Source organism: Bauldia sp. (genome assembly GCA_037200845.1).
Lineage (GTDB): Bacteria > Pseudomonadota > Alphaproteobacteria > Rhizobiales > Kaistiaceae > DASZQY01.
Map to the genome: position 1 here is coordinate 310,836 of JBBCGQ010000001.1, position 20,427 is coordinate 331,262.

A 20,427-nucleotide genomic window follows, 5' to 3' on the forward strand; every position below is an offset into this window, starting at 1 on the left:
AGGACGGCGATACCCGCGCGCCGAAAGAATTCTGGCGCTGGCGGCCGAGAAGGGCGTCGCCGGCCCGGCCATCGACATCGCCCGCCGCTTCACGCCGGCGGTCGCGAAGGCGTGGGCCGGCCGCTGCCGATGAACGTCTCGATGGCGATCGCCGCCTGCCTCATCGACCTCGATTTCCCCCCCGCGATGGCCAAGGCGATCCCGCTGCTCGCCCGCACCGCCGGGCTGCTGGCGCACATCGCGGAGGAGCAGCAGCGGCCGATCGGCTTCGCCATGGCCGGCGCCGCCGAAGACGCCATCGGCTACGACGGCGGCAAGCCATGACCGCCGCGATGTTCGAGCCCGAAGTCGAACGCCGCCCGTGGGCCGAGCAGCAAAAGGTCGACGACCCGGTCTATCGCCGCCAGATCGCAACCCTCTTCGCCCGCTCGCGCTTCTACAAATCGAAACTCAACGCCGCCGGCTTCGCCACGCCCGAATCCGTCGGCGGCCTCGACGCCATCGCGAGGCTTCCGCTGACCGAGAAGGACGAGCTCCGCGCCACGCGCACCGCGGCGGACCCGGTCGGCGCGCACCTCATCCCGCCCCTCGGCGAGATCGCACGCATCTTCTCGACCAGCGGCACCACCGGCACGCCGAGCTACGTGCCGCTCACCGCCGACGACGTCGCCGACTGGGTGACCGTGTCGAGCCGCTCGTACTCCGCCTCGGGCGTCAAGCGCGGCGACCGCCTCATCTCGACCTATGGCGCCGGTCCCTTCGTCGCCGGAGTCACGCTCGACGCCTTCAACCGCATCGGCTTGACACACATCCCGGTCGGCGCCGCGAGCACCGATCGCCTCGTCGCCGCCGTGCAGTTGCTGAAGGCCGACACCGTCGCGCTCACGCCGTCCTACGCGCTGCACATCGCCGAGTGGGCGGTCGAGCGCGGCATCGATCTCGCCTCGTCGAGCGTCAAGCGCCTGCTCGTCGCCGGCGAGCCCGGCGGCGGCGAGCCCGCCACCCGCGCCCGCCTCGAGGCGGCGTGGGGCGCCGAGGTCACCGAGGCGATGGGCATCGGCGACATCTGCGTGTCGCTGTGGGGCGAGTGCACCGAGAAGCAGGGCATGCATTTCTCCGGCCGGAACTTGGTGCATTTCGAGCTGATCGATCCGGAAACCGGCGAGCCCGTGCCGATGCGCGACGGCGCCGAGGGCGAACTGGTCTACACGCACCTCCGCCATCGCGGCGCGCCGCTGCTGCGCTTCCGCAGCCGCGATCACGTCCGCATCTGGACGTCGCCCTGCGCCTGCGGCCGCACCGCCCCGCGCGTCCGCTGCATCGGCCGCACCGACGACATGCTGATCGTCCGCGGTGTCAACATCTTCCCCGCCGCCATCCGCGAAATAGTCAATGAATTCAGCCCCTTGGTCAGCGGCGTCATCGCCGTCCGCCCGCGCGCCAAAGGCTTCCGCCAGGATCCGCCGCTGCCCGTCGCGGTCGAACTCGGCGAAGGCGTCGCCGCCGAGGCCGGGCTCGCCGATCGCATCCGCGCGCGCATCCGCGAGTCGCTCACAGTCACGACCGCGATTGAGCTGATCCCGTTCGGCGCACTGCCGAGATCGAGCTACAAATCGAAACTCGTCGACTGGTCCGCCGCCACCTGACACCACTGTCGTCCCCGCGCAGGCGGGGATGACAACGAGCGGCATTCCGCACGAGTGAAGCTCCGCTTTCCCTCCCCTTTACGGGGAGGGGGGACCGCGCGAAGCCGAAGGCGAAGCGCGGTGGGTGGGGCACGCCTCCCCACCGGAGGCACGCTCTCGCCAAGCGCCGCCAGCCTCACGCCACGTTGACGAACTGCTGATCCTTGACGTAGTCGCGGAAACCGGCGAGCGCCTCGTTGACCTTCGGCCACGACGGCAGCTTGCCGATTTCCTTCACCCAGCGATCGACGTTCGGATACGCCTTGAACTCGTCGCGCGTCACCATCCCGCAGGTGATCAGGGCATGCCCGAATATATCGGCGATCGTCATCGAGTCGCCGACGAGATACTTGTTGCCATTGCCAAGCCAGTGCTCGTTCAGCACCTTCAGCCACTTCTCCGTCTGGTCCTTGCCCCACGCGATCGTGTGCTTCTGCGCCTCGTCGGTCTGCCGCTTGTGGTGCGGATAGATCTGCGGATAGACGACGTTGTAGGCGTAGTCGCGATAGAAGCCGGTGTTGAACCAGTCCATCAGCTCGTTGACCTTCGCCCGCGTCTTCAGGTCCTTCGGGTAGAGGCCGAGATCGAACTTGTCGGCGAGATACTTCATGATCGCCGAGCTTTCCGTCAGCACGAAGTCGTCGTCGACAAGCGTCGGCACCAGCCCGTTCGGGTTCAGCGAAACATACGGCTCGCTCGTGTGCTCGCCCTTGTAGAAGTCGAGCGCCACCTCCTCGATCGGCAGCTTGTTTTCCGCAATCAGCGCCCGGATCGGCCGGCTCGTATTGGAAACCAGCAGAACGTAAAGCTTCATCGCCATGGTGTTCCTCCCACTCTTGGCGGCGCCTCGTGGGGCGCCTTTGCCGAAACAATAACACGCCGCGGCTGAGATATATTCTGGCGGCGCCGCGGCATCCCCCGCGTCGCCTGATCTCCGCCGTCACCTCCGCTCCCTCGTGACCCCGGCGAAAGCCGGGGCCCATCGACGACCTCACCACAAGAGCACCCGCACGCTCCCGCCGGATTCCGTCCTTCGCCGGAACGACGAGAGTGTGCGCAGCGTCCGCCTACTTCCCCTACTTCCCCTACTTCCCCTACTTCCCCTACTTCCCCTTCTTCCTCGCCTTCCCGCCGACCTGCGTGTTCTTCCCCATCACGCGCTTCTTCCCCGCCGCCGGCTTTGCCTTGGCATACGGATCCCGCGGCCCGCGATCCTTCGACAGCGAGCCGCGACCCGCGCGGATCATGTCCTCGATCGCATCCGCCAGATGCGCCTCCGTGATGTTGTAGTCGCCGCGCGCGACGCGGATGTGATGCGCCGCGAGCAGCACCTCGGCGTGCGTCCGCCCCTCCGGCGGCAGGAAGCGATACGACGCCAGCTCGAACAGTTGCCCGAGCGGATCGCGGAAGTAGATCGAGTCCATGAAGCCGCGATCCTTCGGCCCGCTGTTCGAGATGCCGCGCTCGGCCAGCCGCTCGACCGCCTGCGCGAACGTCGCATGCGAGACGTTGAAGGCGATGTGGTGCACGTCGCCGATCTCGGTCGGGTTGGGCGTCGGGTCCGCCTTGCGCCCCTCGTTGGTGAACACCGTGATCAGCCGCCCGTCGCCCGGATCGAAATAGAGGTGGCTTTCCTCCGGCACGTCGAGGTTCGGCTGGTCGAACACGAACGGCATGCCGAGCACGCCCTCCCAGAAATCGATGGTCGATTTCCGGTCGGCCCCGACCAGCGTGATGTGATGGACGCCCTGCGTCTGCAGCTTGCGCATGGTTGCGGCTTTCTCCCGGAAACGTCGTTGGCCGAAGCCTACAACATTCCGGGCCGGAACTGCGACTTCCGGCTGATGATCTTGCCCGACACCATGAAGACTCCGTCGCCGGTGTAGTGCAGCGTCTCGGGATATTTCGGCGTCCGTTTCACGTGCGCCTTCACCACCTCGAAGATGAAGAAGTTGTAGTCCTCGACCAGCCGGTCGTCCTTCAGCCGGCATTCGAGGCTGGCGTGGCACTCGGCGATCAGCGGCGCCTTCACCTTCGCCGCCTTCGCCGCCGTCAGGCCGAATGTCGCGAATTTATCGACGGTGTTGCCGTCGGTGTTGCCGACGCCGACCACCGCGTCGGTCAGCGCCGTCGTCGGCACGTTGATCACGCACTCGCGCGATTTGCGGATCAGCCCGAACGAATAATTGGCCGAGGAGATGACGCAGCCGACCAGCGACGGCGTGAACTCCATCACCGTATGCCAGCCCATCGTCATGATGTTGCGCTCGCCGCCGAACTGCGACGACACCAGCACGATCGGTCCCGGCTCGAGCAGCCGCCGGATATTGGACACCGGAAAATCAAGCTTCGCCGCGCGTTTGGCCATGCGCGAAATCTACGCGCCTTCCGACACCCGCGCCAATCGCTAACGCGTACGCAGTGCCGCTGTTGCCTCGTGGTCGCGCGGCACGCGGATGGAACCTTCGCGTAGCCTCCGCGTTGCTCCGCCGTTCGCCTCACTACCCGCCAAAAATCAACCGGAGGAATCCCATGGGACGCGCCCTGCTGCTGTGGCTGCTTGGAGTTCCGATTCCGATCATCATTCTCCTCGCCATCTTCTGGCACTAGAGGACAACCCCCATGACCAACGTCTATGACGCCGGCGCCGCGGTGAATTCCGCCGCGACGCGCTCGGCCGTGGCCTGGCCCGCGATCTTCGCCGGCTCTGTCGCCGGCGCGGGCATTTCCGTCATCCTCATCCTGCTCGGCGCCGGCATCGGCCTCTCGGCGATCTCGCCGTGGGGCGGCGCCAGCCCCGTCGCCTTCGGCGTCGGCGCGATCATCTGGCTGATCGTGATCGAGTGGGTCTCGGCGGGTTTCGCCGGCTACTTTGCCGGCCGCCTGCGCACCCGCATGCACGGTTACCACGGCGATGAAGTCTTCTTCCGCGACACCGCCCACGGCTTCGTCGCCTGGTCGTTCTCGCTGGTCATCCTCACCGCGATCTTCGCCTCGTCTCTTGCCGGCATCCTCGGCAAGACGGCGGACACCGCAGCGACCGTGGCGTCGGGTGTCGCCCAGGGCGCCGGCTCCGCCGCCGGCGGTGCCATGTCGGGCAACTTCGATCCGAACGCATATCTGACCGACCGCCTGTTCCGCTCGGCGCCGTCGGCGAGCATGGCCGCCGGCACCGAAGCCGCACCCACCGCGGCTGCCGCGCCGGCAGCGCCTGCGACGGACACGACCGCAGCGGGAACTGCCGCTCCGGCCGACACGACGACGACGCCTGCGCCTGCCGCCGCCGCACCCGCGCCGTCCGCCGCGGCCATGGCACCGGTCGACACATCGCCCGAAGCAATGGCCAACGCCGCGAACGTCCGCGCCGAAGGCAGCCGCATCCTGCTGCAGTCGCTGGCCGCCGGCCAGATCGCGCCCGACGACCGCACCTACCTTGCGGGCCTCATCGCCGAGCAGACCGGCATCCCGCAGGCCGAGGCCGAGCAGCGCGTCGATGCCGCCATCACCGAGGCCCAGGCCGCCGCGACCAAGGCCAAGGAAGCCGCCGACGCCGCCAGAAAGACGGCCGCAACGGCGAGTCTCTTCCTCGCCCTGTCGCTGCTGGTCGGCGCCTTCATCGCCTGCGTCGCCGCCGCCCTCGGCGGCAAGGAGCGCGACGACATGGACGTGGTGGTCGTCACCAAGTCCTGACGGGCGCGCATGCGACAAAAGAAAAGGGCGGCCCGCGAGCCGCCCTTTTTGTCCCGAAATCAACCCGCCGCTTCGCCAGGTCCCGCCGGCAGCACCGCATCGACCGGCGCGGGGCACGGTAAGGTACTCCGAGCCTGCCCGATTCAGCGGGGCGTTTGCGGCCGCCTGCCGAATGCCGGGCGAACTTCTTCCGTCGCGGCGTTGGCCTGGGCCGCTTCCCGACTGCGCAGGGCCTCGGCGATTGCCCGGTCGATGTTGTCCGGCGGACGCCCGGAATCTGAATCGACCCGGACGGACGGCGGCGGCGGCGATGGCGTAACGGCTACCGGGGCCGGGCGGGCGAGAAGCACAAGCTTCTGCTGCTCGAATTCTTCCTTGGAGAGGTAGCCTTTCTCCAACAGCGCGGCGAGCTTTGAAATCTCGTCGGCAAGAGACACTGCGGGCGCCGACCCCGGCGGTGCTGCCGTCGGCGGATTCGCGATGCGATTGAGAATGAACTCGGCGGCCCGCGCGAACTTCTCAGCCTGCTCCCGGGTATTGAGCGAGATGCTGTTCGGCGCCTTCTTTGCGTCGCCGTCTCCGCCGTTGGTCCAGTAGCTCTTCTTGGTGTTCTGCACGCCACCCGACGACAGCTCGAAGTAGCCCGTCATCCCGAACTTGACCTCTACGCTCGTGATGTTGCCGTAGGGAAGCTGGAAGACGTTCGCCCCGAACGTGTTCCCGGTCATGAACCCGGCCTTTATTACCATCACCCGGGCGTCGGTGCAGACCAGTGCCTCCTTGAACGCTCCCTTGATGGCAATAACGATCTGCTCGCCCGGCCTTTTCAGGTCGGCAAGCTTGGCGGAAATCGTGGACGGAAGATCCTCGATGAGGTCCATGGCAGCCTCTGGATTTTCAGGCCAAGGCTACAGGCTAAGGCTCACAAAAGCGTAAATCCGAAAGGTCGAGTGATGCCGGGAAAGCCGGCAAAAGCCGCGGGGCGCAGCAAAACCGAGGCCGCTGAAAGACCCACAATGCCGGACCTGTCGCTTTTCGGGGAAGCCGCCGCTTCGGAGTGCGCGGCTCGATCGGTTGGAAAAATTTGGAGCGGGCGAAGGGATTCGAACCCTCGACCCCAACCTTGGCAAGGTTGTGCTCTACCCCTGAGCTACACCCGCTCACATGCCCGTTTCTGGCGGACGCCCGGCTTATATGGCGGCGCCCCGCCGATGGCAATACGCCGCCGGCTTGCCTTCGCGGTCGCCGATGGCTAGACGGGCCGCCATGCCCGCCACCCGCGAAGATCTGATGGCCGCCCTCGCCCGCCTGGGGATCGCGACCGCCACCATAGACCACGCGCCGGTCTTCACCGTCGAGGAAGCCCAGAGCCTCCGCGGCACGGTGCCCGGCGCCCATACCAAGAATCTGTTCCTGAAGGACAAGAAGGACCGCCTGTTCCTGGTCGTGGCGCCGGAAGACGCCGAACTCGACCTTAAGCAGCTCCACCACCGCCTCGGCGCCACCGGCCGTTTCTCCTTCGGCAAGCCCGAGCTGCTGATGGAAACACTGGGCGTCACCCCGGGCTCGGTCACCGCCTTCGCCCCGATAAACGATACCGCCGGCCGCGTCACCGTCGTGCTGGACGCCAGCTTGGCCGCGGCGGAAACCGTCAACTGCCACCCGCTGGTCAACACCGCCACGACCACCATCAGGGCGGCGGATCTCCTCGCCTTCCTGCGCTCCACCGGCCACGAGCCGCTGGTCGTGCCCTTGACCGGCGAGTTGTGAGAACGGCCTCGCCGCTCCATATTCCCCGCCAGCAAACCAATATCGGGCCCGAAACGGCCCGCGACAGGAACGAGCAGCCATGAGCATGACCATGCCCGAGACCGGCAGAGCCCCCGCGCCGAACGGCGCCGGCAGCACCGATCTCATCAAGGACACCACCACCCAGGCCTTCACCAAGGACGTGCTCGACGAATCCAAGCGTCAGCCGGTGCTCGTCGATTTCTGGGCGCCGTGGTGCGGCCCCTGCAAGACGCTGTCGCCGATCATCGAGAAGGCGGTGAAGGACGCCAAGGGCGCCGTGAAGCTGGTCAAGATGAACATCGACGATCACCCGTCGGTCGCCGGCCAGCTCGGCATCCAGTCGATCCCCGCCGTCATCGCATTCCAGAACGGCCAGCCCGTCGATGGCTTCGTCGGCGCCGTGCCGGAGAGCCAGGTCAAAGCCTTCATCGATCGCCTCGGCGGCCCCGCCGGCCCGAGCGACGTCGAGCTGCTCGTCGAGGAAGGAAACCGCCTGCTGGGCGAGAAGGACGTCGCCGCCGCCGCAGAACATTTCGCCGCGGCGCTCTCCGCCGACGCCACCTCGATCCCCGCGATCGTCGGCCTCGCCTCGTGCCACCTCGCCGCCGGCAACCTCGATGCCGCGCGCCAGACGCTGGCGGCCATCCCGCCGGCCGCCGCCAACGATCCCGCCGTCGCCGCCGTCCGCGCCCAGATCGACCTCGCCGCGCAGACCGCCGCGCTTGGCGATCCGACGGCACTTGCCGCGCGCATCGCCGCCGATCCCAAGGACTGGCAGGCCCGCTTCGATCTCGCCCTGATCGAGAACGCCCGCGGCAACCGTGAGGCGGCGACCGACTACCTCCTTGAAATTGTTGGCCGGAACCGTAGTTGGGAGGACGAGAAGGCGCGCAAGCAGCTCGTCACGTTCTTCGAGGCCTGGGGCCCGATGGATCCCGCGACCCTGTCCGCCCGCCGCCGTTTGTCGTCGCTGCTGTTTTCGTAGCGCAAGAAAGAAGAAGGACGCCGAGGGGACAGATGAAAGCCGGCAACTGCTCCTATGGCTGCGCCAAAGACGTGCCGTCGGTCATCCCGGTTTTCCCGCTGCCCGAGGCGCTTCTCCTGCCGCGCGCCGACATGCCGCTCAACATCTTCGAGCCGCGCTACCTCGCCATGATCGACGCCGCCATGTCGGGCAACCGCGTCGTCGGCATGGTGCAGATCGACGAGGCCGCGCCGCCCTGCGCCGCTGGCCCGACGCTGCGCAAGATCGGCTGCGCCGGCCGCATCGTCTCCTACGCCGAGACCGGCGACGGCCGCTACATGATCACGCTCACCGGCATCGCCCGCTTCCGCATCGTCGAAGAAATGCCGCAGCAGACTCCCTTCCGCCTCTGCCGCGTCACCGCCGAGCCGTTCGCCGTCGATTTCGACAGCGCCGAGCAGGCGATCGACCGCAACGCCGTGCTGCGCGCCTTCCGCGCTTACCTCGCCGCCCACGATCTCGACGCCGATTGGGAAAGCGTCGGCCGCGCCTCGAACGAGACGCTGGTCAACGCGCTCGCCATGATGGCGCCCTTCGGCGCCGCCGAGAAACAGGCGCTGCTCGAGGCGCCCGACCTGAGGGCCCGTGCCGAGACGCTGGTCGCGATCGCCGAGATGGCGATCCCCCGTCCCGGCGCCGGCCGCACGCTGCAATGAACACGCCCGTCCGCGCCGCCGGCACCATCGATCCGCGGCTGCTGGAAATTCTGGTCTGCCCGCTCACCAAGACGACCCTGGAATACGACGCCGCCCGCCAGGAACTGGTCAGCCGCGCCGCCAAGCTCGCCTACCCGATCCGCGACGGCATCCCGATCATGCTGCCCGACGAGGCACGGCCGCTGGAAGGCTGAACTCCGCTTTTGTCCCCCCGTTCCGGGGAGGGCGGACCGCCGCAAAGCAGCGGTGGGTGGGGTCCCCATTCTCCTCCCTCCACCTTCGTCCTCGGCCCTTTGATCCGCTTCCCGTCCTCCCTCCTGTCATCCTTCGGCGAGGCCGAAGGATGACAGGAGGACCGCGCTCGTCCACGCGGCTGCATTTGCTGAAACTGGTCCTCCGGTCGCCGCTTCGCGCGCCGAAGGATGGCGGCGAGTGGATGTCACCCGAACATCGCATAGCGCACCAACGCCGCCACCGCCGCGATGCACACCAGGAACACGCCGGCGCCGATCGGCGATCCCCAGCCATACCAGGCCATCGCCGCGCTGGCGTACTTCCACTCCTGTTCTTCGCTCCGTATCGGATTTGCCATGGGAGAACTCCCTCTGTCTAATTGACTTAGAATACAAGTATCTTACTGACTAAGATAATGACACAGAGAAAGCAAGCCCTTGTTGCCGAGCTCAATCGTGCCGCCCGCGAGGCAAGCGGCGTCGGCAATCTTTTTGCCTCTGCCGTCGCCGCCCGCCTCGGCGTCAGCCCGACAGACGTCGAATGCCTGGGCGTCATCGAATCCGGCGCCGACGTCACCGCCGGCGATCTCGCCCGCGCTACGGGCCTGACCACCGGCGCCGTCACCGGCATCATCGATCGATTGGAGAATGCCGGCCTCGCCCGCCGCGTCCGCGATACGGAAGACCGCCGCAAGGTCTACGTGCGCATGACCGCCGCCGGCCGCGCCAAGGCTGGGGCGTTGTACGGCCCGATGGGCCGCGCCATGGACGCGCTGGCGGCGAAATATACCGCCGCCGAGATCGCGCTCCTGACGCGCTATTTCAATGAGAGCCGCGCGGTGCTCCTCGCCGAGATCGCGCGCTTAAACCGCTAGATCGCCTCGCCGCGTAGCAGCCTCGGCGCGCCTTCCGTGTCGCCGGCGGCTTCGCCGATGAACAGCCGCTTCAGCCCCGGCAGCCTGTCGACGATCCCCAGTCCGACGTCGCGCATGAGACGCAGCGCCGGATTATCGTTGGCGAACAGCGCGTTCAGCCCGTCGGTCGCCGCCGCCATCTCGACGGTGTCGTAGCGCCGCCAGCGCTGGTACCGCTCCAGCACATTGAGCGCCCCGATATCGAGCCCCAACCGGTGCGCCTCGACGATCGTCTCGGCAAGCGCCGCCACGTCGCGATAGCCGAGGTTCAATCCCTGCCCGGCGATCGGATGGATCGAGTGCGCCGCATCGCCGGTGAGCGCGAAGCGCGGCCGCACGAATTCCCGCGCCAGCGTCACGCCAAGCGGAAACGCCAGCGGCTTGCCGATCACCTCGATCGGCCCGAGGCGATTGCCGAACCGCCGCTCCAGCTCGATCCGGAAGACGAGTTGATCGCCGGCGATCAGCCGCGTCGCGACCTCCGTCGGCTCCGTCCACACCAGCGACGAGCGGTGCTTGCCGCCCTCGGTATCGGGCAGCGGCAGCATCGCGAAGGGCCCGCCCGGCAGGAAATGCTCCTCGGCGCGGCCCTCGTGCGGCTTGGCGTGCGCCACCGTCGCGACGATTCCCGTCTGCCCATACTGGTGCCCGACGGTCGCGATGCCGGCGACGTCGCGCAGCTTCGAGCGCACGCCGTCCGCCGCCACCAGCAGCCGTGCCGTCACCGCGCCGCCGCCCGCAAGCTTCGTCGTCACGCGCACCCCGTCGGCAACGAAATCCGTCACCGCCTCCGGCGCCACCATAACTACGCCGGCGTCGGCCGCCGCCTTGCGCAGCGCCGCGACCACGACGCCGTCGGCGACGACGTGCGCCGTGCCATCGGTATCGAACGTGAGAAACACCGGCCGCGCGACGTCCCGCGTCCGGCTGTCGGTGACGATCATCTCGCGCACCGGCTGCGCCGCTTCGGCAATCGCATCCCACACGCCGAGCTGCTCCAGCATCTTGCGCCCGCCGGCAACGATGGTGGACGCCCGCCCCTCGCGCGTCGCCGCATCGATCGGCACGGCATCGACCAGCGTCACGCCAAGCGACGGCGCCGCCTGCCGCAAAGCCACGGCCAGCGCCAACCCGACCTGCCCGCCGCCGGCGATGAGGACGTCTGTCTCCCTATCCATCGCGCCATCCTACGCCCCGCGGTCGTCCCCGCGAAGGCGCGGACCCAGTACACAATGAAGGATTGGTGGCTGCTGGATGCCCATCGGAGCCTGCCCTTCGGCCGGTCGAAGACCAGACCCGGGCGTGGGCATGGCAGCTCTGCATAGGCAAAGGATCAAGTAACGGCCGCCATGCTAAACCCGGACGCATGGACACCGCCGTCGAAACCCTCCTCGAAATTCTCGACCTCGAGCAGCTCGAGCATAATCTCTACCGCGGCCGCTCCCCGCAGGTCGGCTGGCAGCGCGTCTTCGGCGGTCAGGTCATCGGCCAGTCGCTCGTCGCGGCGACCCGCACGGTCGAGGCCGGCCGCGCCGCGCATTCCCTCCACGCCTACTTCATGCGCGAAGGCGATCCCGCCGTCCCGATCGTCTACGAGGTCGATCGCATCCGCGACGGCAAGAGTTTCTCCACCCGTCGCGTCGTCGCCATCCAGCACGGGGCCGCGATCTTCTCGATGAACGCATCCTTCCAGATCGACGAGCCCGGCCTCGACCACCAGATCGAGATGCCCAAGGTGCCACCGCCAGAGGATCTGCCGAGCGAGGCCGAGCTGCAGGCGGCCTATCTTCATGTCGCACCCGAAGGTGTCCGCCGTTACTGGGAGCGCCCGCGACCGATCGAAATCCGGCCGCTCGACCTCCGCCATTTTTTCAGCCGCGAGAAACTGCCGCCGCAACAGGCCGTCTGGGTCCGCGCCACCGGCAAGCTGCCCGACGATCCCGTCGTCCACCGCGCCGTCCTCGCCTACGCCTCCGACATGACGCTGCTCGACACGTCCCTCTTCGCTCACGGCCGCATGATCTTCGATCCCGGCCTCCAGGCCGCGAGCCTGGACCACGCCATGTGGTTCCACCGCCCGTTCCGCGCGGACGACTGGCTGCTCTATGCGGAGGACAGCCCATCCGCTTCCGGCGCACGCGGCTTCACCCGCGGCAACCTTTTTTCCCACGATGGGAAGCTGGTGGCGTCGGTCGCCCAGGAAGGCCTGATCCGCGTCCGCGACTAGCCCTGCCCACGCCGCAGGCAAAATAGCCAAACTGCATATATTTTAATCAGCAGACTGGCCGTGTGGCCCGTTGGTCGCAAAGCCGCCGCCTTTTTGCCCGCGCTTTCAGCAGTTTGCGCCGCTGCCGGCCAAGTTGGCACGGACCTTGATTTACGAGTGGCGGTCAAGGTCGTCGGCGGTAGGTAAAGCCGCCCGGGGGCATGCACCGATCGGGCTTCGTGCGTTCGCTTATCCAACGGCGGACGGCGGGCGTTAACGGGGAAACTTACCCATGAAAATCGTGATGGCTGTCATCAAGCCGTTCAAACTCGACGAGGTGCGCGATGCCCTCACGGCGGTCGGCGTTCAGGGCCTGACCGTGACGGAAGTGAAGGGATACGGGCGCCAGAAGGGGCACACCGAAATCTACCGCGGCACGGAATACGCGGTCAGCTTCCTGCCCAAGATCAAGATCGAGATCGGCGTGCCCGCCGATCAGGTCGACAAGGTTGTCGACGCGATCACCGCGGCCGCCAAGACCGGTCAGATCGGCGACGGCAAAATCTTTGTCTACTCCATCGATCAAGCCGTGCGCATTCGCACCGGCGAGACCGACAACGACGCGCTGTAAGGAGATTTCGATGAACACCCGCCTGACAAGAACTCTCCTCGGCGCTGCCGGGCTGCTCGCCTTCTCGGCGATAGCCGCCTTCGCGCAGGATGCCGCGCCCGCAGCAACCGATGCTGCTGCCGCCGCCGCGCCTCCGGCTCCCCCCGCCATCAACGCCGGCGACACGGCGTGGATGCTGACCTCGACGGCGCTCGTCCTGCTCATGACGATCCCCGGCCTCGCGCTTTTCTACGGCGGCATGGTCCGCAAGAAGAACGTGCTTGCCACCGTCATGCAGTCGTTCGCCATCACCTGCCTCGTCACCGTCATCTGGATGGTCGTCGGTTACTCCCTGGCCTTCACCGATGGCGGCACGATGCAGGCCTACCTCGGCGGCTTCTCGCGCTTCTTCCTCAAGGACATGGGCGTCGGGGCAACGACCCTGACCATCCCTGAGACGGTCTTCATGACCTTCCAGATGACCTTCGCGATCATCACGCCCGCCCTCATCGCCGGTGCTTTTGCCGACCGCATGAAGTTCTCGGCGCTGCTCTGGTTCATCGGTCTCTGGTCGATCATCGTCTACTCGCCGATCGCCCATTGGGTATGGGGCGGCGGCTTCCTCGGCACCCTCGGCGTTCTTGATTTCGCCGGCGGCACCGTGGTGCACATCAACGCCGGCGTCGCGGGCCTGGTTTGCGCCCTCGTGCTCGGCAAGCGCATCGGCACCGGCCACGACAACATGGCCCCGCACAACCTCGTGCTGTCGGTGATCGGCGCCTCGCTCCTGTGGGTCGGCTGGTTCGGCTTCAACGCCGGCTCCGAGCTCGCTGCCGACGGCCGCGCCGGCATGGCCATGCTGGTCACGCAGGTCGCCACCGCCGGTGCCGCTCTCGCCTGGATGTTTGCCGAATGGATTGCCCGCGGCAAGCCGAGCGTTCTCGGCATTATCTCGGGCGCGGTGGCGGGTCTGGTCGCCGTCACCCCGGCCTCCGGCTGGGTTGATCCGACCGGCGGCCTGGTCATCGGCATCGTCGCCGGCGTCATCTGCTTCTGGGCCGTGGTCTGGCTCAAGCCGCTGCTCGGCTACGACGACTCGCTCGATGCTTTCGGCGTCCACGGCGTCGGCGGCTTCGTCGGCGCCATCCTGACCGGCGTGTTCGCCGTGTCGGCGGTCGGCGGCGAAGGCAAGTCGGGCTGGATCGATGGCAACTTCGGCCAGATCTGGATCCAGTTCGAAGGCACCCTCGCCACGATCGTCTGGTCCGGCGTCGCCTCCTTCATCATCCTGAAGGTCATCGACGTAGTCATCGGCCTCCGGGTCACCAAGGAAGTCGAAGTCGAGGGTCTCGACATCAACCTCCACGGCGAAATCGTTCAGTAAACGCGTCCTCTTCCTCCCTAGACTTGACCGGCCGGTGGCAACACCGGCCGGTTTTTTGTTGGGCAGAGCGTGAGCGCGCCGGTCGAGAGGTCGAGAGACACCCCTCCCCAAACCCGCAATGCGGCTTTGGCCCCTCCCACAAGGCGAGGGCTCGACTCGCTGGACGTTCCGGGCTCAGCTTGAACCCTCCCCTTGTGGGAGGGTCAAAACGCCAAAGGCGTTTTGGGGAGGGGTGTCGCTCCTATGCACTGCCCCGGCGACCGGCCCGGCGCACCGTCACAAACCCCCAAATTCCCAAGGTTAATGCGGGCTTTACCTCCCCCCGCTACGGTTACCGGCAGTCCCCATTTCGACCCGGATCGGCCCATGCGTAGCTCCCAGCGTACCCCTGCCCGCTCGTTGCCCTTTTCGCTGGCCGCCGACGGCACTATCCGCCGCCTGATCCGCAGGAACCTCAGCGCCATCCTCGGCCTGACGGTGCTGGCGCTGGCCGCCGCCTTCGCCGCCAGCCTCGCCACCTGGGCGGTGGACGACCCGAGCTTCAGCCACGCCACCGATCACGCCACCCGCAACATCCTGGGCTTCCCCGGTGCCGTCATCGCCGATCTGCTGACCCAGTTGCTCGGCCTCGCCGCCTCGCTGTTCCTCATCCCGCCGGTCATCTGGGCCTGGCGCGCCGTCTTCGCGACACCCAGCCGCTTCAACTGGAAGACGCTGATCACGTGGCTCGCCGCGACGCTCGCCGCCACCGTCGCGCTCGCCACCTTGCCGACCCTCCACTCATGGCCGCTGCCGACCGGCCTCGGCGGCGTCCTCGGCGACCTGCTGATGAAGCTCCCGGCGATGGCGATCGGCCACGCCCCCGCCCGCCTCTCCGCCCTCGCCGTCGGCACGCTGTCCGCCGCCCTCGCCGCGCTGCTGGCGCTCCACGCCTGCGGCCTGATCCTGCAGTTCGACGGCGGCGCCAAGGACGACCCGGTCCCCGCCGTCCGCCTCTCCGCTCGCGTCGCCATCACCGAGGATGAATTCGACGACGAAGACGAAGACGCCGATGCGCCGGCCGACGACGACGAAGACTTCGACGATAACGAGGATGAGGAGGACGACGACCGCCCGTCCCGCATGGCGCTGGTTGCCGGCGTCGTCACCCACGTCGGCATGAGCCTCGCCGCCGCGCTCCGCCGCCGCATCCAGAACCGCCGCCGCGCCTCCCTCCGCGCCCGCATGGACGAGGAAAACTTCCGCAACGGCCGCGTCGAGCCGCGCATGGGCGCCGACGGAGAATGGCACGAGACCGAATCGGCCATGGACGACATGGACAACGCAGACCTGCCCGAGATCGAGATGGACGACGACGAGGCCCCGGTCGCGCCGAAGAAGAAAAAGGCGAAGGCCCCCGCCGCGCCGGTCGTCAAGAAGTCCAAGGCCTACAAGGCCCCGAAATTCGAGCTGCCGGCGCTGGATCTGCTCGCCGAGCCGAAGCCCGGCGAACGCAAGATGACCATCACCCCGGCGCAGCTCGAGGCGAACGCCCGCACGCTGGAAGGCGTGCTCGACGACTTCGGCGTCAAGGGCGAGATCATCAACGCCCACCCCGGCCCGGTCGTCACGCTTTACGAGCTCGAGCCCGCGCCCGGCATCAAGTCGGCCCGCGTCATCGGCCTCGCCGACGACATCGCCCGCTCGATGTCGGCCATCGCCTGCCGCGTCGCCGTCATCCCCGGCAAGAACGCCATCGGCATCGAGCTGCCCAACGCCAAGCGCGAGACCGTGTATCTCCGCGAGCTGCTGTCGGCCGACGAGTTCGGAGAATCGAAGGCCCGCCTCGGCCTCTGCCTCGGCAAGAACATCGGCGGCGAGCCGGTGATCGCCGACCTCGCCCGCATGCCGCACCTGCTCGTCGCCGGCACCACCGGCTCGGGCAAGTCCGTCTCGATCAACACCATGATCCTGTCGCTGCTCTACCGGTGGACCCCGGCCGAGTGCCGCATGATCATGATCGACCCGAAGATGCTCGAACTGTCGATCTATGACGGCATTCCGCATCTCCTGACGCCGGTCGTCACCGACCCGAAGAAGGCCGTGGTCGCGCTCAAGTGGACGGTCCGCGAGATGGAGGACCGCTACCGCAAGATGTCCAAGCTCGGCGTGCGTAACGTCGACGGCTACAACGCCCGCCTGGCGCAGGCGCTGGCCAAGGGCGAGACGCTCTACCGCACCATCCAGACCGGCTTCGACCAGGACACCGGCGAGGCGATCTACGAGAAGGAAGCCCTGTCGCTCGATCCGATGCCGTTCATCGTCGTCGTCATCGACGAGATGGCCGACCTGATGATGGTCGCCGGCAAGGACATCGAGGGCGCCGTCCAGCGCCTCGCCCAGATGGCCCGCGCCGCCGGCATCCACGTCGTGATGGCGACGCAGCGCCCGTCGGTCGATGTCATCACCGGCACCATCAAGGCGAACTTCCCGACCCGCATCTCCTTCCAGGTCACCTCCAAGATCGACTCGCGCACCATCCTCGGCGAGCAGGGCGCCGAGCAGCTCCTCGGCCAGGGCGACATGCTCTACATGATGGGCGGCGGCCGCATCACCCGCGTCCACGGCCCCTTCGTCTCCGACAAGGAAGTCGAGGAAGTCGTCGCGCATCTGAAATCGCAGGGCGCGCCGGAGTACCTCACCGCGGTCACCATCGACACCGACGCCGAGGCGAGCGGCGGCAGCGACGGCGCCTTGTTCGACGGCGAGGGCGGCGAGGAATCCAACGACCTCTACGACAAGGCCGTCGCCATCGTTCTCCGCGACCGCAAGGCCTCGACCAGCTACATCCAGCGCCGTCTCGGCATCGGCTACAACAAGGCCGCCTCGATCATCGAAAAGATGGAGCAGGAGGGCGTCGTCGGCCCCGCCAACCACGCCGGCAAGCGCGACATCCTCGTGCCTGAAGACGAGGAAGCCGCGTTCCGTTAATCGTTGGCGGAACCCGCCTCCTTGTCGGGCGTTGCGGCTCACGCCACGTTTCGCCCGCGCCGCCAATCCGCCACAGAGCGCCGATACTCGGCACTCCCATGCAGGATGCCCTAGTGCAGAGATTTAAGGCCCACGCCGCCGTCGCCGCGATTGCCGTGCTTGCCGCAGCGACCTTGCCGGCGTTCGCCGCCGGCGATCCCGTGCCGCTGCCGCATCTCCGCCCCGCCTACGCCGGCACCGGCAACGCCGCCGGCGCGGCCAGCACCGCCGCACGCCCCAACGTGCAGGTGCCGATCAATCCGAACTCGCCCTTCAGCCCGTCGCAGCAGATCGCGCTCGCCAACATCAGCGCCTACTTCAATTCGTTCGCGCTGCTCGAAGGCGACTTCATCCAGATCGGCCCCAACGGCGAACAGTCCGAGGGCGTCTTCTTCATGCGCAAGCCGGGCAAGATCCGCTTCCACTACAACCCGCCGGCCAAGCTCGACGTGATTTCCGACGGCTCCACCGTCGCGATCAAGGACGGCCGCAGCGGCACGCAGGACATGTACCCGCTGTCCAAGACGCCGCTCCGCTATCTGCTGTCGCCCAACATCGACCTGACATCGTCAAGCCTCGTCAGCCAGGTGCAGGAGGAAGCCGATCTGATCATGGTCACGATCGTGCAGAGAGGCGCCTTCGCCGAAGGCACGCTGACCCTTACCTTCGACAAGAAGACCTACGAACTGCGCCAGTGGCAGGTGACCGACGCGCAGGGCCTCAACACATCGGTAGCGATTTTCAACACCACCGCCGGCAAGCAGCAGACCGACCCGAACCTCTACCGGGTCGTCCCGCAGTAGCGGCCTCCCCTGCGCTTTCCCCGCGAAGGCGGGATTCCAAGTGCGAGACGCGCGAGCCCTAACCCCACACTTTCTCCGGCTTCCGCCGGGAGGACGACGGAGTAATTGACAACGTGAATTGTCACTCCTGCCACCCTCTTGAAACCGCGTCACGGCAACCCATCTTTTGAGGCATAGCGGATCGCCTGTTTGGTAGCGCCCCCCGTCTCGCCGAGGGCGGTCCGCGAGCGCCGACGCGTCATGGTGTCCGGCGCTTGCGCCAGTAGCGCAAAGAGCGCCCAGCTTCCCCCGGAGCTGGGCGCTTTTGCGTTTGGGCTTCACGCCAACGTGAAAACGAACTCCGCTTAACCTCCCCCTTGCGGGGAGGTCAAAATCGCGAAGCGATTTTGGGTGGGGGTGCGATGCACGTTGATAGAGCCAGCCCCTCCCCAAAACCGCCGCGCGGTTTTGACCCGCCCTCCAGGGGCGGGTTGAAGCGGAGCGCTACCCACGGAGAAGCGAGCACTACCCGCGAAGCGTCGCCTACCCCGACCGCCGCGGCGGCGGCGCCATCCGGTCGATCCGCGCCAGCGTCTGCCGCACCTTGCCGAGATCGAAGATCGTCGCCGTCAGCCGGTCGGTCAGCGTCGCCCGCATCTTCAGCGCGATCTGCGGGTATTCGTTCAGCATGCGCGTGATCAGTTTCCGGTCGATCTCGATCACCTGGCTCGGAACCAGCGCCGTCGCCGTCGCCGGCCGCTTCGTCTCGATGAACAGCGCCACCTCGCCGACGAGCGTCCCCGCCTCGGCCGTTGCCACGACCTCGATCTTGGCACCCTCGCCCACCGTCATCTCGAGCTTGCCGCTGGAGACGACGTAGCCGCACGGCGCCTTCGCCCCGGCGCGGAACAGCACCTGCCCCGCGACCAGCTCCAGCCGCACCGCCGAGAACGCGATCAGCCGCAATTGCTCCGTCGGCAAATCGGCAAACAGCGGCACCCGTTTGAGGAGCGAGATATCGCCGTCGAGGCTCATGCTGCGGTCACGGAACGAGCTTGTAGCCGCCGGCCTCGGTCACCAGCAGCTCGGCCTTGGACGGATCGCGCTCGATCTTCTGGCGCAGGCGGTAGATGTGCGTCTCGAGCGTGTGCGTGGTGACGCCGGAATTGTAGCCCCACACCTCGTGCAGCAGCACGTCGCGGGTGATGACCTTCTCGCCGGCGCGATAGAGGAACTTGAGTATCGCCGTTTCCTTCTCGGTCAGGCGGATCTTGCCGCCCTTCTCGTCGACCAGCATCTTGGCGCTCGGCCGGAAGGTGTAGTGCCCGATGGTGAAGACCGCGTCCTCGCTCTGCTCGTGCTGGCGAAGCTGCGCGCGGATGCGCGCCAGCAGCACGGCGAAGCGGAACGGCTTCGTCACATAGTCGTTGGCGCCGGCTTCCAGTCCGAGAATCGTGTCCGACTCCGAGTCCTGCCCGGTCAGCATGATCACCGGAGCCTTGAAGCCGCCCTTGCGCAGAAGCTTCACCGCCTCGCGCCCGTCCATGTCCGGCAGACCGACGTCCATGATGACGAGATCGAGCGGCTCCGCCCGCGCCCGCGCCACGCCCTTGGCGGCGGTCGAATCCTGCAGCACCTCGAACTCCTCGTAGAGCGAGAGCTGCTCGACGAGTCCGTCGCGAAGCACATCGTCGTCATCGACGACCAGAATTCTGCGTGCGGGCATGCTGCCGTGTGCTCAACCGCATCCGGGCGGGGAGGCCCCGAATTGGCTGAATCCCTTTGGAATCTCTACCGGTTCAGGTGTAGACCCCAACCGCCGGGCCACGCAAGGCGCCCGGCCCATCGTGGATAATATCAAGCGGGAAAAGCCGCCAAGCCGCCATGACCGCCCGCGCCCCGTTTTCCCATCTCCTGGTACGGAACGGCACGCTCGCCGCCGGCCCCCTCCGCGCCCGCTGCGCCGTCGGCCGCGCCGGCATCACCAGCCACAAGCGCGAAGGCGACGGCGCCACCCCGCGCGGCACCTTCCGCCTCCTCGCCGCCCTCTATCGCCCCGACAGATTGCCGCGACCGGTAACCTCGCTGCCGCTCACCGCGATCGACCCGAACGCCGGCTGGTGCGACGACCCCGCCGACCGCAACTACAACCGCGCCGTCCGTCTCCCCTACCAAGCAAGGCACGAAAACCTCTGGCGCACGGACCACCTCTACGACGTGGTCGTGGTGCTCGACTACAACATCGACCCAGTCGTGCCCGGCGCCGGCAGCGCGATCTTCCTCCACCTCGGCCACAAGGATTTCGCCCCGACCTCGGGCTGCATCGTGGTGTCGCTGGAGACTATGCGGCAGCTTCTCCCGCGCCTCAGCCGCGAGACGATGGTAGAGGTGCGCTGACTGCGGATCGAGGTGTCCTGACGGCGTTCGTCCTCGCCGTCTCCCT

The 20,427-nt window shown here is 67.4% G+C and carries 22 protein-coding genes and 1 tRNA gene; 14 read left to right on the top strand and 9 right to left on the bottom strand.

Annotation, left to right across the window (positions count from 1 at the left end):
• The first annotated feature begins 111 nt into the window (after positions 1-111).
• Both WDM94_01530 and WDM94_01535 read left to right on the top strand, forming a co-directional pair.
• On the top strand, positions 112-324 hold the full coding sequence (locus WDM94_01530) for a hypothetical protein (protein MEJ0011307.1): 213 nt from the start codon (positions 112-114) through the stop codon (positions 322-324).
• On the top strand, positions 321-1,646 hold the full coding sequence (locus tag WDM94_01535; protein MEJ0011308.1) for an AMP-binding protein: 1,326 nt from the start codon (positions 321-323) through the stop codon (positions 1,644-1,646). Before WDM94_01530 ends, WDM94_01535 begins: the two co-directional genes overlap by 4 nt.
• Before the next feature lie 175 nt (positions 1,647-1,821).
• On the opposite strand, the gene WDM94_01540 is transcribed toward WDM94_01535, so the two are convergent.
• From WDM94_01540 to WDM94_01550, 3 genes are all read right to left on the bottom strand, one after another.
• Positions 1,822-2,505 (bottom strand): glutathione S-transferase family protein, encoded by a 684-nt coding sequence (locus WDM94_01540; GenBank protein ID MEJ0011309.1) that lies wholly within the window; start codon positions 2,503-2,505, stop codon positions 1,822-1,824.
• 283 nt (positions 2,506-2,788) lie between these two features.
• On the bottom strand, positions 2,789-3,454 hold the full coding sequence (locus tag WDM94_01545; GenBank protein ID MEJ0011310.1) for a VOC family protein: 666 nt from the start codon (positions 3,452-3,454) through the stop codon (positions 2,789-2,791).
• A gap of 38 nt (positions 3,455-3,492) precedes the next feature.
• Positions 3,493-4,053 (bottom strand): flavin reductase family protein, encoded by a 561-nt coding sequence (locus WDM94_01550; GenBank protein MEJ0011311.1) that lies wholly within the window; start codon positions 4,051-4,053, stop codon positions 3,493-3,495.
• Positions 4,054-4,307: 254 nt separating this feature from the next.
• Between WDM94_01550 and WDM94_01555 the strand changes: the two genes are divergently transcribed.
• Entirely contained in the window at positions 4,308-5,375 is a 1,068-nt protein-coding gene (locus WDM94_01555) for a hypothetical protein (GenBank protein MEJ0011312.1), read from the top strand.
• A gap of 143 nt (positions 5,376-5,518) precedes the next feature.
• Here the strand turns inward: WDM94_01555 and WDM94_01560 are convergent, their stop codons facing one another.
• Together WDM94_01560 and WDM94_01565 are read right to left on the bottom strand one after the other, a co-directional pair.
• Entirely contained in the window at positions 5,519-6,256 is a 738-nt protein-coding gene (locus WDM94_01560; GenBank protein MEJ0011313.1) for a hypothetical protein, read from the bottom strand.
• Positions 6,257-6,460: 204 nt separating this feature from the next.
• A tRNA-Gly gene (locus tag WDM94_01565) sits at positions 6,461-6,535 on the bottom strand.
• An 88-nt stretch (positions 6,536-6,623) separates the two neighbouring features.
• On the opposite strand from WDM94_01565, the gene WDM94_01570 reads away from it, so the two are divergent.
• The 4 genes from WDM94_01570 to WDM94_01585 all read left to right on the top strand — a co-directional run bounded on the left by WDM94_01570 (position 6,624) and on the right by WDM94_01585 (position 9,040).
• On the top strand, positions 6,624-7,145 hold the full coding sequence (locus WDM94_01570; protein ID MEJ0011314.1) for a prolyl-tRNA synthetase associated domain-containing protein: 522 nt from the start codon (positions 6,624-6,626) through the stop codon (positions 7,143-7,145).
• A gap of 85 nt (positions 7,146-7,230) precedes the next feature.
• Positions 7,231-8,151, top strand: coding sequence for a thioredoxin (trxA, locus tag WDM94_01575; protein MEJ0011315.1), 921 nt, complete (start codon positions 7,231-7,233; stop codon positions 8,149-8,151).
• A 32-nt stretch (positions 8,152-8,183) separates the two neighbouring features.
• A complete protein-coding gene (locus WDM94_01580; GenBank protein MEJ0011316.1) occupies positions 8,184-8,846 on the top strand; it encodes an LON peptidase substrate-binding domain-containing protein in 663 nt (220 codons plus the stop codon).
• Positions 8,843-9,040: a Trm112 family protein gene (locus WDM94_01585; protein ID MEJ0011317.1), complete on the top strand. Its 198-nt coding sequence runs from the start codon at positions 8,843-8,845 to the stop codon at positions 9,038-9,040. Before WDM94_01580 ends, WDM94_01585 begins: the two co-directional genes overlap by 4 nt.
• 245 nt (positions 9,041-9,285) lie before the next feature.
• Here WDM94_01585 and WDM94_01590 read toward each other — a convergent pair whose 3' ends face one another.
• Positions 9,286-9,438, bottom strand: coding sequence for a hypothetical protein (locus WDM94_01590; GenBank protein MEJ0011318.1), 153 nt, complete (start codon positions 9,436-9,438; stop codon positions 9,286-9,288).
• Between the two features lie 57 nt (positions 9,439-9,495).
• Between WDM94_01590 and WDM94_01595 the strand changes: the two genes are divergently transcribed.
• The gene (locus WDM94_01595; GenBank protein MEJ0011319.1) at positions 9,496-9,954 is read left to right on the top strand and encodes a MarR family transcriptional regulator; all 459 of its coding nucleotides are present in this window, start codon (positions 9,496-9,498) and stop codon (positions 9,952-9,954) included.
• On the opposite strand, the gene WDM94_01600 is transcribed toward WDM94_01595, so the two are convergent.
• Positions 9,951-11,171 carry a ubiquinone biosynthesis hydroxylase gene (locus WDM94_01600; protein ID MEJ0011320.1) on the bottom strand — a complete coding sequence of 407 codons (1,221 nt, stop codon included), beginning with the start codon at positions 11,169-11,171 and terminating at the stop codon, positions 9,951-9,953. The two genes, WDM94_01595 and WDM94_01600, sit on opposite strands and share 4 nt — an antisense overlap.
• 188 nt (positions 11,172-11,359) lie before the next feature.
• Here WDM94_01600 and tesB point away from each other — a divergent pair, with 188 nt between their 5' ends.
• From tesB to WDM94_01625, 5 genes are all read left to right on the top strand, one after another.
• A complete protein-coding gene (gene tesB / locus WDM94_01605) occupies positions 11,360-12,220 on the top strand; it encodes an acyl-CoA thioesterase II (GenBank protein ID MEJ0011321.1) in 861 nt (286 codons plus the stop codon).
• Positions 12,221-12,491: 271 nt separating this feature from the next.
• Complete coding sequence (locus tag WDM94_01610) at positions 12,492-12,830, top strand: P-II family nitrogen regulator (protein MEJ0011322.1); 339 nt, start codon at positions 12,492-12,494, stop codon at positions 12,828-12,830.
• Positions 12,831-12,840: 10 nt separating this feature from the next.
• Complete coding sequence (locus tag WDM94_01615; GenBank protein MEJ0011323.1) at positions 12,841-14,193, top strand: ammonium transporter; 1,353 nt, start codon at positions 12,841-12,843, stop codon at positions 14,191-14,193.
• Between the two features lie 366 nt (positions 14,194-14,559).
• Positions 14,560-17,163 carry a DNA translocase FtsK 4TM domain-containing protein gene (locus WDM94_01620; GenBank protein MEJ0011324.1) on the top strand — a complete coding sequence of 868 codons (2,604 nt, stop codon included), beginning with the start codon at positions 14,560-14,562 and terminating at the stop codon, positions 17,161-17,163.
• A gap of 113 nt (positions 17,164-17,276) precedes the next feature.
• Positions 17,277-18,005, top strand: coding sequence for an outer membrane lipoprotein carrier protein LolA (locus WDM94_01625; GenBank protein MEJ0011325.1), 729 nt, complete (start codon positions 17,277-17,279; stop codon positions 18,003-18,005).
• A gap of 522 nt (positions 18,006-18,527) precedes the next feature.
• Here the strand turns inward: WDM94_01625 and WDM94_01630 are convergent.
• Both WDM94_01630 and WDM94_01635 read right to left on the bottom strand, forming a co-directional pair.
• Positions 18,528-19,019 carry a cyclic nucleotide-binding domain-containing protein gene (locus WDM94_01630; protein ID MEJ0011326.1) on the bottom strand — a complete coding sequence of 164 codons (492 nt, stop codon included), beginning with the start codon at positions 19,017-19,019 and terminating at the stop codon, positions 18,528-18,530.
• Positions 19,020-19,026: 7 nt separating this feature from the next.
• Positions 19,027-19,710, bottom strand: a complete 684-nt coding sequence (locus WDM94_01635) for a response regulator transcription factor (GenBank protein ID MEJ0011327.1) — start codon at positions 19,708-19,710, stop codon at positions 19,027-19,029.
• A 158-nt stretch (positions 19,711-19,868) separates the two neighbouring features.
• On the opposite strand from WDM94_01635, the gene WDM94_01640 reads away from it, so the two are divergent.
• Positions 19,869-20,381 (top strand): L,D-transpeptidase family protein, encoded by a 513-nt coding sequence (locus tag WDM94_01640; protein ID MEJ0011328.1) that lies wholly within the window; start codon positions 19,869-19,871, stop codon positions 20,379-20,381.
• The last annotated feature ends 46 nt before the right edge of the window (positions 20,382-20,427 follow it).

Bases quoted from the DNA above. Each gene is read 5' to 3' on its own strand.
- WDM94_01635 (MEJ0011327.1), bottom strand. From the start codon at position 19,710: ATGCCCGCACGCAGAATTCTGGTCGTCGATGACGACGATGTGCTTCGC.
- WDM94_01545 (MEJ0011310.1), bottom strand. From the start codon at position 3,454: ATGCGCAAGCTGCAGACGCAGGGCGTCCATCACATCACGCTGGTCGGG.
- tesB (MEJ0011321.1), top strand. From the start codon at position 11,360: ATGGACACCGCCGTCGAAACCCTCCTCGAAATTCTCGACCTCGAGCAG.
- WDM94_01620 (MEJ0011324.1), top strand. From the start codon at position 14,560: ATGCGTAGCTCCCAGCGTACCCCTGCCCGCTCGTTGCCCTTTTCGCTG.
- WDM94_01580 (MEJ0011316.1), top strand. From the start codon at position 8,184: ATGAAAGCCGGCAACTGCTCCTATGGCTGCGCCAAAGACGTGCCGTCG.
- WDM94_01540 (MEJ0011309.1), bottom strand. From the start codon at position 2,505: ATGGCGATGAAGCTTTACGTTCTGCTGGTTTCCAATACGAGCCGGCCG.
- WDM94_01600 (MEJ0011320.1), bottom strand. From the start codon at position 11,171: ATGGATAGGGAGACAGACGTCCTCATCGCCGGCGGCGGGCAGGTCGGG.
- WDM94_01555 (MEJ0011312.1), top strand. From the start codon at position 4,308: ATGACCAACGTCTATGACGCCGGCGCCGCGGTGAATTCCGCCGCGACG.
- WDM94_01595 (MEJ0011319.1), top strand. From the start codon at position 9,496: ATGACACAGAGAAAGCAAGCCCTTGTTGCCGAGCTCAATCGTGCCGCC.
- WDM94_01615 (MEJ0011323.1), top strand. From the start codon at position 12,841: ATGAACACCCGCCTGACAAGAACTCTCCTCGGCGCTGCCGGGCTGCTC.
- WDM94_01590 (MEJ0011318.1), bottom strand. From the start codon at position 9,438: ATGGCAAATCCGATACGGAGCGAAGAACAGGAGTGGAAGTACGCCAGC.
- WDM94_01560 (MEJ0011313.1), bottom strand. From the start codon at position 6,256: ATGGACCTCATCGAGGATCTTCCGTCCACGATTTCCGCCAAGCTTGCC.
- trxA (MEJ0011315.1), top strand. From the start codon at position 7,231: ATGACCATGCCCGAGACCGGCAGAGCCCCCGCGCCGAACGGCGCCGGC.
- WDM94_01535 (MEJ0011308.1), top strand. From the start codon at position 321: ATGACCGCCGCGATGTTCGAGCCCGAAGTCGAACGCCGCCCGTGGGCC.
- WDM94_01640 (MEJ0011328.1), top strand. From the start codon at position 19,869: ATGACCGCCCGCGCCCCGTTTTCCCATCTCCTGGTACGGAACGGCACG.
- WDM94_01585 (MEJ0011317.1), top strand. From the start codon at position 8,843: ATGAACACGCCCGTCCGCGCCGCCGGCACCATCGATCCGCGGCTGCTG.
- WDM94_01610 (MEJ0011322.1), top strand. From the start codon at position 12,492: ATGAAAATCGTGATGGCTGTCATCAAGCCGTTCAAACTCGACGAGGTG.
- WDM94_01550 (MEJ0011311.1), bottom strand. From the start codon at position 4,053: ATGGCCAAACGCGCGGCGAAGCTTGATTTTCCGGTGTCCAATATCCGG.
- WDM94_01570 (MEJ0011314.1), top strand. From the start codon at position 6,624: ATGGCTAGACGGGCCGCCATGCCCGCCACCCGCGAAGATCTGATGGCC.
- WDM94_01630 (MEJ0011326.1), bottom strand. From the start codon at position 19,019: ATGAGCCTCGACGGCGATATCTCGCTCCTCAAACGGGTGCCGCTGTTT.